This is a genomic window from Thioalkalivibrio sp. ALE28 (genome assembly GCF_000377425.1).
Lineage (GTDB): Bacteria > Pseudomonadota > Gammaproteobacteria > Ectothiorhodospirales > Ectothiorhodospiraceae > Thioalkalivibrio.
The window spans coordinates 23207-35382 of sequence record NZ_KB898106.1 but is presented as its reverse complement, the minus strand read 5'-3'; the positions used below and the strand labels follow the sequence as shown (position 1 = coordinate 35382).

The 12176-nt window shown below is 66.7% G+C and carries 13 protein-coding genes; 10 read left to right on the top strand and 3 right to left on the bottom strand.

Annotated features, from left to right (window positions below; genetic code table 11):
* The first annotated feature begins 10 nt into the window (after window positions 1–10).
* Window positions 11–1609, top strand: a complete 1599-nt coding sequence (locus D105_RS0112160; RefSeq protein ID WP_018878564.1) for a hypothetical protein — start codon at window positions 11–13, stop codon at window positions 1607–1609.
* A 327-nt stretch (window positions 1610–1936) separates the two neighbouring features.
* On the opposite strand, the gene D105_RS15280 is transcribed toward D105_RS0112160, so the two are convergent.
* The 3 genes from D105_RS15280 to D105_RS0112150 form a co-directional block, all read right to left on the bottom strand.
* Entirely contained in the window at window positions 1937–2155 is a 219-nt protein-coding gene (locus D105_RS15280) for a hypothetical protein (RefSeq protein ID WP_081619313.1), read from the bottom strand.
* A 483-nt stretch (window positions 2156–2638) separates the two neighbouring features.
* Window positions 2639–3151, bottom strand: a complete 513-nt coding sequence (gene fabA / locus D105_RS0112155; RefSeq protein ID WP_018866911.1) for a 3-hydroxyacyl-[acyl-carrier-protein] dehydratase FabA — start codon at window positions 3149–3151, stop codon at window positions 2639–2641.
* Window positions 3152–3528: 377 nt separating this feature from the next.
* A complete protein-coding gene (locus D105_RS0112150) occupies window positions 3529–3843 on the bottom strand; it encodes a hypothetical protein (RefSeq protein WP_018866910.1) in 315 nt (104 codons plus the stop codon).
* Between the two features lie 204 nt (window positions 3844–4047).
* Between D105_RS0112150 and D105_RS0112145 the strand changes: the two genes are divergently transcribed.
* From D105_RS0112145 to mnhG, 9 genes are all read left to right on the top strand, one after another.
* Complete coding sequence (locus D105_RS0112145; RefSeq protein WP_018878563.1) at window positions 4048–5382, top strand: hypothetical protein; 1335 nt, start codon at window positions 4048–4050, stop codon at window positions 5380–5382.
* Between the two features lie 142 nt (window positions 5383–5524).
* On the top strand, window positions 5525–6193 hold the full coding sequence (locus D105_RS0112140) for a TIGR04211 family SH3 domain-containing protein (RefSeq protein ID WP_018875777.1): 669 nt from the start codon (window positions 5525–5527) through the stop codon (window positions 6191–6193).
* A gap of 203 nt (window positions 6194–6396) precedes the next feature.
* Window positions 6397–8697, top strand: a complete 2301-nt coding sequence (locus tag D105_RS0112135) for a putative monovalent cation/H+ antiporter subunit A (RefSeq protein ID WP_018878562.1) — start codon at window positions 6397–6399, stop codon at window positions 8695–8697.
* Window positions 8694–9119 (top strand): Na+/H+ antiporter subunit B, encoded by a 426-nt coding sequence (locus tag D105_RS0112130; protein ID WP_017942333.1) that lies wholly within the window; start codon window positions 8694–8696, stop codon window positions 9117–9119. The genes D105_RS0112135 and D105_RS0112130 overlap by 4 nt, the downstream gene beginning before the upstream one ends.
* Window positions 9119–9466, top strand: coding sequence for a Na+/H+ antiporter subunit C (locus D105_RS0112125; protein ID WP_018866906.1), 348 nt, complete (start codon window positions 9119–9121; stop codon window positions 9464–9466). The genes D105_RS0112130 and D105_RS0112125 overlap by 1 nt, the downstream gene beginning before the upstream one ends.
* The gene (locus D105_RS0112120) at window positions 9463–10959 is read left to right on the top strand and encodes a Na+/H+ antiporter subunit D (protein WP_018866905.1); all 1497 of its coding nucleotides are present in this window, start codon (window positions 9463–9465) and stop codon (window positions 10957–10959) included. The genes D105_RS0112125 and D105_RS0112120 overlap by 4 nt, the downstream gene beginning before the upstream one ends.
* Window positions 10956–11429 (top strand): Na+/H+ antiporter subunit E, encoded by a 474-nt coding sequence (locus D105_RS0112115; RefSeq protein WP_018866904.1) that lies wholly within the window; start codon window positions 10956–10958, stop codon window positions 11427–11429. The genes D105_RS0112120 and D105_RS0112115 overlap by 4 nt, the downstream gene beginning before the upstream one ends.
* A gap of 15 nt (window positions 11430–11444) precedes the next feature.
* Entirely contained in the window at window positions 11445–11720 is a 276-nt protein-coding gene (locus D105_RS0112110; RefSeq protein ID WP_026279247.1) for a monovalent cation/H+ antiporter complex subunit F, read from the top strand.
* A complete protein-coding gene (gene mnhG / locus D105_RS0112105) occupies window positions 11713–12108 on the top strand; it encodes a monovalent cation/H(+) antiporter subunit G (protein ID WP_018866902.1) in 396 nt (131 codons plus the stop codon). Before D105_RS0112110 ends, mnhG begins: the two co-directional genes overlap by 8 nt.
* Window positions 12109–12176: the final 68 nt, after the last annotated feature.

Here is a 12176-nt window from a genome sequence, read left to right as displayed (position 1 = left end):
CGGCATACCGATGACGCGGTGGCTGCTGACGCTGGTGGCGCTGAACGCGGTCCTTCTGGGGCTGGAGATTCCGCGTCATGCGGGGCTCGCGCCGTACGGGCTGGCCTGGGAGGCCTTCGTGCTGGTCGGCCTGTTCGCACTGTTGCCGGCGGGCCGGCTTGCGCGGGGGCTGGCCTGGCTCGTTGCTTCGGTGCTCCTGATCCTGGTGGTGCTGGCGTTGTTCGATGCCCTGACCCGCGCGAGCCTGTCCCGACCGTTGAACGTGGTGCAGGACTGGGTGCTGCTGGACGCCGTCTACCGCCTGGTGACCGGCAACTTGGGCGCGCTGGCGACCGGGCTGCTGGGGGTTTTCCTGGTGACCCTGCTGGTGGCGGTCATCTGGGGAGCCGGGCGGGGGCTCGGTGCCCTCGCGGCGCCTGCGGGGGGCGGTCGTCGTGTTCCGCTGGCCATCGCCATCGGGGCGTTTGGCGTCGGTCTGGGGGGCGTGCTGGCCGCCGAGCGCGGAGCAGCACCCCCGGGAACGGCTGCGCCGGGTATGGCGATGATCCAGCAGCAGGTCGCGGCGGGGCGGTCGGCCCTTGCCGAGAACCAGCGCTTTCGTGCCCGTCTGGAGGCGACCCGCGAAGAGGCCGTTGCGGCTGCCCTTCCGGGGCTCGCGGGGGTCGACGTGATCCTCGGGCTGGTGGAGTCCTATGGCGTCTCCGCCGTTTTCGATGCGCGCTACGCGCCGGTCATCGTGCCCGCGCTCGAGCGGTTGGAAGAGGACCTGGAGGCCGCGGACCTGCACGTGGTGAGCGGCGTACTGGAGGCGCCGATCGCCGGCGGCCAGTCCTGGCTGGCCCATGCCTCCCTGCTCTCCGGCGTGCAGGTGCGCTACGCCGGGCGTTACGAGGCGCTGCAGGACACGCCGCGGGACACCCTGGTGCAGGACTTCGTGGCGACTGGCCATCACACGGCGATGCTGTCCCCGGCCATCCAGCTCGACTGGCCCGAGGGACGCTGGTTCGGCTGGGACCGGATCGTGGACAAGCACGGCTTTGACTACGCCGGCCCGCCGTTCTTCTGGGTGACCATGCCGGACCAGTACACCTGGTCGTTTTTCGAACAGCAGGTTCGGTCGCCTTCCGATGCACCGGTGTTCGCGATGCTCGCGCTGGTCAGTTCGCATGCGCCGTGGACCCCCATCCTGCCGGTCCTGGAGGACTGGGAGGGCATCGGAGATGGTGAACGGTTCCACGAGTGGGCGGGGAAGGGGCCGGAGCCGGAGGTGCTCTGGCGCGACTTCGGCCGGGTGCGCGATTTCTACGCGGAGTCGGTGCGCTATTCGCTGGAGGTGACTGGGGACTATGCGGCACGCTATGCGGACGAGGACACGCTGTTTTTCCTGCTGGGGGATCATCAGCCGGCGGCGTTGATCACCGGGCAGGACGCCAGTTGGGCGGTGCCGGTGCATGTGATCTCGGGCGATCCAGAGTTGCTGGAGCCGTTCCGCGCGCGCGGCTTTGTGTCGGGGATGCAGCCGCCGTCCGAGTCTGCCGAAGAAGGGTTTGATGCCCTGCGAGGCTGGCTGCGCGACGCGTTCGGTGCGTCATCCAAAGTGGACGGGTGACGCGGCTTGTCCGCCGTTGGCCGAGCACCTCGGTTGCCCGGCCCCATCAAGACCCCGGTTCGGCATCGGGTGTATCCGGGGACTTCGTTCAGCCGCATGCCTTTCTGTGGCTGGTCCTGGTTCGTCCTCCGGTGTTTACGTGCCTTCGGTCCACATACTGCCGTGCGCTGACTCGCCAGCGCGCCCCGCCCGTTTTTGATCAACAACTGGCTTTCTTGCTTGCCCAAGAAAGCACCCAAAGAAGGGCACCCGGATTTCGCCCGGGAACCTTGCTCCAGGGCTCTCGGGCCGGCGGCGCTGAACTCGCTGCGCTGCGCTGCGCTTCGCTCAGACATCCAGCGCCCCGAATTTATAGAAAACGGGCCGGCCCGAGAACCCTTCCGCAAGGGGCTCTATACGGGAAGCGAAGGTCAAATCCGAACAAATCCCCACCTTTATGCCTAACCATAGGCAACGCCGTCCGAAAGCCCCTGGCGCCCGCTGCGCGGGCGCGGCAAGCAACGGCCGAAGGCCGAGCGTGCCCAAGATGTGCGAAGACCTTGCCATCCTTCACTGGCACGACCGTCGGGACGGCTGTTGTCTTGACCTTGAACCCCCGTTGTCGTCGCGCCGAGCGGAGAGGGTTTTCGCGGGATTAGAGGCGCTGGATGTCTGAGCGGAGCCGCAGGCGCAGCGAGTTCAGCGCCGCCCGCGAAAACCCTCGGAGCGAGGGAAACCCCGGCCCGCGCAGCGGGCCGGGGTCGCGGCAGTCGGGCGTGTTTCTTGGGTACTTCTTTGCACGAGCAAAGAAGTACCTCGGGGCGCGCTGGCGAGTCAGCGCCTGGCAGGTGGCCGGACGAAGGCACCATAAACACCGGATGCCGAACCAGGCCTAGCCAACAATCGGCGGTACGCGGACCGAAGGCTCGTAAACACCGGATGCCACTCCAGGACCAGCCACCACGAGGCAGGCGGCGGGTAGAAGGCAGGGAAACGTGAGAGGGCGAAGAACACCGGCTCCCGCGCTCGCGATGGCGGAAGCCGGTGGGGCTAGAAGTTTTCGGTGGAGGTGAACAGGCCGACGCGGAGGTCGTGGGCCTCGTAGATCGGGCGGCCGTCGACCTTGACGATGCCGTCGCCGATGCCGAGGACCAGCTTGCGCGAGATCACCCGCTTCATGTCGATGTGGTAGGTGACCTTCTTGGCCGTCGGCAGGACCTGCCCGGTGAACTTGACCTCGCCCACCCCCAGGGCGCGCCCGCGTCCTGGATTGCCGAGCCAGGCGAGATAGAAGCCGACCAGCTGCCACATGGCGTCGAGGCCGAGGCAGCCGGGCATCACCGGGTCGCCGGGGAAGTGGCAGGCGAAGAACCAGAGGTCGGGATTGATATCCAGCTCGGCGATCATCTCGCCCTTGCCGTACTGGCCGCCGTCGCTGTTGATCTCCAGGACCCGGTCCATCATCAGCATGTTGGGGACCGGCAACTGGGCGTTGCCCGGACCGAACATGTTGCCGTAGCCACAGGCCAGGAGTTCGTCGCGATCGTACTGATTCTTCTGCATGGGAGCGCCGCTCGGGGAAAAGGCCGGTATTGGACCGAAACCCGCGCGCAAAAGCAATTGCGACGGGATTCGGCGGCGCGCTGATGGCCCTTAAGGAAACACTGATTACTGTGCACGCTCGCGCTCGAGTCGCTTTTGCGTGCGAACAAGGCGCGGTGACCGCCGTGCAGCATTCTGCACAAGGGAACCGCAACGCCGTTCCCACGTAAAAGCGCCCGAGCCCCTGGTTTCAATGGCTTGCGGGGTTGGCACCCCAGGTTCCCCGATCCTGCGTTGCGGCCCTTGCCGGTAGAACGACTACCGGCTGCGCACCGCGCCTGGTCTCGGAAAACCCGGGGTGCCAACGCGAGCGTGCACAGTAATCAGTGTTTCCTTGATCAGGCGTCGGAGGGATACCGTAGCAGTTCCGCGAGGGTGAAGAAGCGGTCGCCGCGCAGGTAGCCGGCCTGGATGTCGGCGATCAGGGCGCCGGGGCGGCCCTGATCGTCGTGCTCGGCCACCCACGCGGTCGGGACCGTATCCAGGATGTGGGTACAGGCCAGGCGCCCGTCTTCCAGGTGGCTGGCGCGAACCTCGCCGGTGCGGCGGTTGCGGAAGGCCGGGAGCCAGCCGGCGGTGAAGCCGGCGTCGAGCCAGGCGGGGTTCTCGGTGCGGGCCGGTTCGGGTGCCGGCATGAGGTCGAGGCTGAGCATCGCGAGGTCTCCGGGGATTTAATCCGGGTATCGGCGCGGGCGCGGCAAACTTGAGCGTGATTGGCCCGGCGTGGAGACGGGAACCGGAACGATTCGACATAATCAGGCAACCGGTTGGTGGGGCCCGGAGTTGCGCCCGAGGTGGCGGGCGCGGACCATGCCTGAAAGAACAACAAGCGAGGGGGAGTCGTGGCCGTCACTGTAATGCTGTGGGTGCTGGGGATCGTGGTCGCAATCGTGGTGCTGGACCTGGCACGGCGGCCCTTGCGCCGCCTGCTGGTGGGGCTGACCGGCGGCGTGACACGCCTGACGTGTGCCCTCCGGCGGCAGGTGCTGCATCTGCGCGACGCGACCCAGCGCTGGCACCACGCCCACCTTGCCCGGCTGGAGGCCGAACGCGTTCATGTGGCGGTCCATGCCCTGGAGCGGCGTTACGCTCGCCTGGTGGGCCACGATCTGGCCGAGATCCCCGATCTGCGCCAGCAGGTTCACGAGACCCTGCGCCAGCTGGAGGATGCCTATGCCCGCGACGAGGGGCGTCTTTCCGCCGAGCCCGGCTGGGTCAGCCGCCTGGAGGCCCTGGCGAGCACGCCGGTGGGCGACAGCCCGCAGAGTCAGCGCCTGGCGCAGGACATGCAGGAAACGGTGTTGCGGATTGCACGGCTCGGCATGGAGGAGCACCGACAGATGGCGCGTGGCCTGCTGTCGGCGCGGCGACGCCTGGAAGCCCCGTTGCACGAATTGACCGGGCGTCTGGAGCAGGTACACCGGCGCCTGGCCGACCTGCAACGCCAGGGCGAGCGCCTGGATAACGGTCTGGCGAACTGCGAGAACCGGGACCATCCGGCGCAGCGGCACCTGCCCGCGTATGCCCAGGCCGGCAGTCAGTGGCTGCTGGGCGCGGCCGGACTGGTACTGACCGCGGTGGCCGTGGTGGTGTACCAGCGGCTGTTCGATCCGGCCCTGGGGACGCAGTTTCCGGCCTCGCTGGAGGCCGGCGGGGTGGCCTTCCCGAATCTGGTGGTGGCGACCCTGCTGGGGGCCGCGGCGGTCTCCGGCTGGCTGCTGGCCGAGGCCCGCGGCGTGTCCCGTCTGCTGCCGCAGGCGATGATGGACGGCAGTGAGGGCGTGCGCCGGGCACTGGTGGTGGTGGCAGGCCTTGCGCTGGCCGTGCTCGCGCTGATCTCCGCGCTGGGCGGCTTTCATCTGGAGTGGGTGGCGTATCGTCAGGAGTTGATGGATACCCTGCTGGCCGGGGGCGACGCGTTGCCGCCGACCCTGAACCTGTTCGAGCAGTCGGTGGGCGCGGTTCTGGGCCTTCTGGTACCCCTGATCGTTGCGCTGGCGCCGATCTGGCTGGTGGGGGTGCTACAGGCGACCCGGGTTATTCTGGGCGGCCTGCTGACGCTCGTGCTGGCGGTTCTGGCGGGTATCCTGTACCTGCTGGCGGTCGCGGCGGCGCAAGTGCGGCGTCTGCTTCCGGTGGCATTTGATCTGATCACGTTCCCCTCGCGGGCCGTGCGCGAGCGGTTCGTGTAAGTGTCAGGAAGCCGGAATGTGAACTCGATCAACCCCCGGTACGGCTTTGCGTGCGCGGCTTTCTGCCCCCTGTAGAATGCGGCGCCGGAGATCCCGGGCGAATCAAGAGATGGCAGCGGAAATGACGATGAAACGGTGGTCGATGCGCGTGATGGCGCTGGTTCTGGGGAGCGTGATGCTGGTGGCCTGGAGCGGGGCGGCCGCGCAGCAGACGCGCTATGTCAGTGAGGAACTCGAGGTCGGCGTGCGCGGCGGCCCCTCGAACCAGAACCGCATTGTCAGTGCGGTGCGCGCCGGGCAGCCGGTCACGGTGATGGAACAGTCCGGTGACGGCTGGAGCCGGGTGCGGCTGCCCAGTGGCAACGAGGCGTGGATCCTGACCCGCTATTTGCAGGACGAGCCGCACTCCCGCGAGCGCCTGGCCGAGGTCGAGGCCGAGCTGGCCGAGATCCGTTCCGGTGCGGATGATCAGGAGGGCCGGATCGCGGAGTTGCTGGACCGGCGCAACGAACTGACCACCGAGCGCGACGAACTCCAGGCCCGGATCGCGGACATGGAGTCGGAACTGGAAGAGCTGCGGGATATCGCGGAGCGGCCGCAGGAGATTCAACGCGAGAACCGCCGGCTGGAGCAGGAACTGATCGAGTCCCGCGATTCGGCCGACGAGTATCGGCGTCAGGTCGAGGTGATGCAGGCCGACAGCCAGCGCAAGTGGTTCATGACCGGGGCCCTGGTCACCGTGGGTTCGGTGATCCTGGGCATTATCCTGACGCGCATCCCCACGCGCAGGCGGCGCAGCGACTGGGTCTGACCGGCAGCGCGTTTCCCGGAACGGTCCGCGCGAGGAACATCACGTTTCTTGCGCGGTCCCACCCAAGTCAGTAGGCTTCCGCGACCGTTCGAGGCGGGCATGCGCCGGTCGGCGCCGGCCTGTCTCGGTTGCGACGGAACGATTTGTACGCGTGGCCGCGGGCCGCGTCCTTGGCCCGGAACCAAAAGGACTGAGCTGGCCGGATGCTCTACGCAATTCTCTCAACGTTCCTGCTGGCGGCAGCCGCCCCCGCGGTGCACCGCCTGACCGGCCGTGCCAGCGGCTGGGTGCTGGGTCTGTTGCCGGCCGCGTTGTTCGTCTATTTCCTGAACTTTCTGCCGGCGGTCTCCAGTGGCGAGTCCATCGTGCTGGCCTGGCCCTGGCTGCCGGGGCTGGATATCCAGCTCTCGTTCCTGGTGGACGGGCTGTCGCTGCTGTTCGCGCTGCTGATCTCGGGCATCGGCTTCTTCATCGTCACCTACGCCGGGCGCTACCTCGAGGGGGACCGTGACCTCGGGCGCTTCTACGTGATCATCCTGGCCTTCATGGGCTCCATGCTGGGGCTGGTGCTGGCGGACAACCTGGTCGCGATGTTCGTGTTCTGGGAGCTGACCAGCATCACGTCCTATCTGCTGATCGGTTACAACCACGAGAACGCGGACGCCCGGAAGTACGCCCTGCAGGGCCTGTTCGTCACCGTGGGCGGCGGCCTGGCGCTGCTGGCCGGGATCATCATGCTGGCGATGGCCGGCGGTTCCTGGGAGCTGTCCGAGATCCTCAACAACGGCGACGTGGTGCGCGAGCATGCGCTGTACCTGCCGTTGTTGCTGCTGATCCTGATCGGGGCCTTCACCAAATCGGCGCAGGTCCCGTTCCATTTCTGGCTGCCGCGCGCGATGGCTGCGCCGACCCCGGTCTCCGCCTACCTGCACTCCGCGACCATGGTGAAGGCCGGCGTATACCTGCTGGCGCGCCTGAACCCGTCGCTGGGTGGCACCGACATCTGGTTCACCACGCTGGCGTTGTTCGGTGCGGTGACCATGTTCACCGGTGTGTTCCTGGCCTTCCGCTCGACCGGGGTGAAGAAGGTGCTGGCGTACTCCACGGTGATGGCCCTGGGTACGCTGACCATGCTGATCGGGATCGGCACCGAAACCGCATTGATGGCGGCGATGGCCTTCCTGCTGGCGCACTCGCTGTACAAGGGCGCGCTGTTCATGGTCGCCGGTATCCTCGATCACGAGGCCGGTGCCAAGGATTTCCTGCAGACCGGGGGGCTGCGCAGCGCGCTGCCGGTCACGGCCGCGTTCGCGATTCTCGCGGCGCTGTCGTTGGGGGGTGTGATCCCGCTGTTCGGGTTCGTCGCCAAGGAGTTGATGCTGGAGGCCGTGCTCGATGCCCCGAGCCTGGGCGGCATCCTCGCGCTGCTGGCGGTGCTGACCGCGATCCTGGGGGTCGCGGTGGCCGCGATCGTCGGTATTCGCCCGTGGTTCGGGCCCAAGGTGGATACGCCGAAGACGCCGCACCATGACGCTCCAGTGGCCATGCTCGCCGGCCCGGCGGTGCTTGCGAGTCTGGGGCTGATCTTCGGTCTCGGCCCGGGACTGGCGGACGAAGGCCTGATCAATGCCGCGGCGGCCAGCGTGCAGGGCGCGCCGGTGGATGGCTACCTGGCGCTGTGGCACGGGATCAACTGGCCGCTGGCGATCTCCGCGTTCAGCCTGGTGGCCGGTGGGGTGCTGTACTGGCGCTGGGAGCAGGCGCGCCGCGCGCTGGCGTGGGTGGACCGCGCGGCCGAATACGGCCCGGAGAAGGGCTACTTCAAGATGATGGACGGCCTGGTGGCACTGTCGGAGTGGCAGACCCGCGTGCTGCAGAACGGCTATCTGCGCTATTACGTGATCGTGATCGTCGCGATGACCGCGGGCCTGGTCGGGGTGACGGCGCAGCTGTTCGACGTCGGCGTGGGCGGCCTCGACTGGGCCGCGCTGAAGATCCACGAGGTCGCGATCCTGGCGATCCTGGTGGCCTCGATGCTGTTCGCGGTGCTGACGCGCTCGCGTCTGGGGGCGGTGGCGGCGCTGGGGTCGCTGGGCTTTACCGTGGCCCTGGTCTACGTGCTTTACAGCGCGGCGGATGTCGGTATTACCCAGGTGCTCGTCGAGACCCTGACCGTGATCCTGCTGGTGCTGGTGCTGTTCCGCCTGCCGGGTTTCTTGAACCTGTCGTCCACCGCGCTGCGGGTGCGCGATGCCGGGATCGCGCTGGTGATGGGCGGCATGATCACGCTGCTGATCCTGAGCACCCTGGATGCGCGCCTGTTCCCGTCGATCTCGCAGTACTTCATTGACGAGTCGGTGCCCTCCGGCTACGGCCGCAATATCGTCAACGTGGTCCTGGTGGACTTCCGTGCGCTGGATACGCTGGGCGAGATCTTCGTGCTGGCGCTGGCGGCGATCGGGGTGTACGCGATGCTGCGTTTCCGCGCGGAGGACCGCCGATGAACATGCATTCCCTGATCCTGCGCACTGCGGGGCATTTCCTGCTGCCGCTGCTGCTGCTGTTCTCCGTGTTCCTGCTGCTGCGCGGTCATGACGAACCGGGCGGCGGCTTCATCGGCGGCCTGGTCGCGGCCGCGGCGATCGTGCTTTACCTGTTCTCGATGGATATCCAGTCGGCGCGCAAGGTGCTGCGCGTGGACCCGCGCGACGTGCTGGGCGTTGGCATGGTGCTGGCCGTGATCAGCGCGATCCCCGGGGTGTTCCGCGGGGAGGCCTTCTTCACCGCCCAGTGGTGGGAGTTCACCGCGCCGCTGTTCGGCGAGATGAAGCTCTCCACCGTGCTGATCTTCGATATCGGGGTGTACCTGGTGGTAATCGGGTCCGTGCTGACCATCATGCTGAACCTCGCGGAGGCGGAAGACTGATGGAAGTCGTCATGGCCTTTGTGGTGGGCGGCCTGTATGCCGCGGCCATCTACATGATGCTGCGCCGCTCGATCGTGAAGCTGGTGATCGGGCTGGTACTGCTGTCGAATGCCGCCAACCTGCTGATCTTCACCGTGGCCGGCATGACCTCCGGTGCGCCGCCGCTGATCGCGCCGGGCGACACGGTGCCCGAGGGCGTATCCGCCGATCCGCTGGCCCAGGCCGTGGTGCTGACCGCGATCGTGATCGGGTTCGGGGTGCTGGCGTTCGCCGTGGTGCTGATTCACCGCGCCTACGAGGTGGTGCAGGCCGATGACATGGATCAGATGAAGGACACCGATCGATGATGATGTCGGTAGCCCTTCCGGTCGTGCTGCCGCTGCTGTTCGGCGCACTGTCCGTAATGTTCTGGCGCTCGCACTTCGCGCAGCGCTCGCTTGGCGTGCTCGGCACCGGCGCAATGCTGGCGGTCTCCGTCTGGCTGCTGGCGGATACCTGGGAGCACGGCCATGTGGTGATGGAGATGGGCTCCTGGCCCGCTCCGTTCGGGATCGTGCTGGTGTCCGACATGCTGGCCGCGATCATGGTGGTGCTGACCGGGATCATCGGCTTCGCCACCGCGCTGTATTCGCTCTCCGGCATCGGCAAGATGTCGGAGAAGTTCGGCTACTACCCGCTGCTGCACCTGCTGCTGGCGGGGGTAAACGGCGCCTTCCTGACCGGCGACATTTTCAACCTCTACGTGTGGTTCGAGGTGATGCTGGTCGCCTCCTTCGCCCTGCTGATCCTGGGCGGGGAACGCGCGCAGATGGAGGGGGCGATCAAGTACGTCACCCTGAACCTGCTGTCGTCGATGATCTTCCTGACCGCGATCGGCCTGACCTATGGTCTGACCGGCACGCTGAACATGGCCGACATCGCGGACAAGCTGGCCACGGTGGAGGACACCGGGCTGATCACCGTGATCGCGATGCTGTACCTGGTCGCCTTCGGGGTGAAGGCGGCGGCGTTCCCGTTCTTCTTCTGGCTGCCGGCCTCCTATCACACGCCCAAGGTCGCGGTATCCGCGCTTTTTGCGGGTCTGCTGACCAAGGTCGGGGTATATGCGCTGTTCCGCGTGTTCACGCTGATCTTCAATCAGGACGTGGACTACACCCACGAGATCCTGCTGTGGGTCGCGGCCGCGACCATGCTGACCGGCGTGCTCGGGGCGGCGGCGCATTACGAGTTCCGGCGCATCCTGTCGTTCCACATCATCAGCCAGATCGGCTACATGATCATGGGGCTGGCGCTGTTTACGCCGCTGGCGCTGGTCGGCGGGGTGTTCTACATCATGCACCACATCATCGTGAAGGCGAATCTGTTCCTGATCAGCGGGATCACCTTCGTGATGAAGGGCACCCACGAGCTGAAGCAGATGGGCGGGATCTACCGCACGAATCCGATGCTGGGTGTGCTGTTCCTGATCCCGGCGTTGTCGCTGGCAGGGCTGCCGCCGCTGTCCGGGTTCTTCGCGAAGTTCATCATCATCCGCGCGGGCATCGAGGCCGAGGCCTACTGGGTGGTGGCGGTCGCGCTGGTGGTGGGGCTGCTGACGCTCTACTCGATGATCAAGATCTGGGCCGAGGTATTCTGGAAGGCGCAGCCGGAAGGCGTGGAGACCGATGACGTGACCTCCGGTCCGATGATCTGGATGTGGCTCCCGGTGATCATGCTGGCGCTGATGACCGTGGCCATTGGCCTGTACGGCGAGCCGATCTACCAGATGGCCCTGATGTCGGCCGAACAGCTGCTGGATCCGTCGCAGTACATCGAGGCGGTACTGGGGGCACAGCCATGATCGCGCTGACCTGGAATATCGCGCTGGCCCTGATCTGGGTCTTCCTGACCGGCACGTTCAGCACCGGCAACCTGCTCGTGGGGTTCTTCCTCGGCTATGTGCTGCTGGCCTTCGCGCTGCGCGACAAGCCGGGTTTCTCGAGCTACGCGCGGCGGGTGCCCAAGTTCATCGCGTTCATTGGCTACTTCCTCTGGGAGCTGTTCCTGTCCAATCTGAAGGTGGCGTATGACGTGATGACGCCGACCCACCACATGGTGCCGGGCGTGATCGCCTTCCCCCTGGATGCCAGGACCGATGGCGAGATCACCATCGTCGCCAACCTGATCTCGCTGACCCCGGGAACACTGAGCCTCGACGTGTCCACCGACAAGAAGGTGCTGTACATCCACGTGATGTACATCGAGGATCGGGACGAGGTGATCCGCTCCATCAAGTACCTGGAACACCGCGCGCTGGAGGTCCTGCGCTAGGCGCAGGGGATGCAGATGTTCGATATCGCCATCATCGCTTCCAATGTGCTGCTGAGTATCGCCCTGCTGCTGGGGTTCTGGCGGCTGTATCTGGGGCCGACCCTGCCCGATCGCGTGGTCGCGCTGGAACTGATCGCATCGCTGACGATCGGCTTTATCGCGGTGTATGTAATCTCCAGCGGCCGCACCCCGTTCATCGACGTGGCGATGGTGCTGGCGCTGACCGCGTTCCTCGCGGCGGTCGGCTTTGCCCGTTACCTGGAGAAAGGGGGGCATCGCGACGATGACTGAGTTCTTCACGGGGCTGTTTCTGGTGGTGGGTGCGGCGTTCATGGTCGTGGCGGCGCTGGGCTTGGTGCGCATGCCCGACCTGCCGATGCGCCTGCACGCGACCACCAAGGCGGGCGTGCTGGGGGCTGGCTTGATGATGGTCGGGGTCGCGGTGTACTTCGGTGACGGCGGCGTGACCACGCGCGCGGTGGCGGTGATCGGCTTCCTGCTGCTGACCGCGCCGGTGGCCGCCCATGCGATCGGGCGCGCGGGTTATTTCGTCGGTGTCCCGCTGTGGGAACACAGCAAGACCGACGAGCTGAAGGGACGCTACGACGAGAAGACTCACACCCTGTCTTCGCCGCCGGAGATGCACGAGCCCGAGGATCGGGACGACGCATCGCGCTGAGACCGATGCTTTTCGGCATACCCAGCGAGCCCCGTGGCCATGCCGCGGGGTTCGTTCGTTTGGGGCCG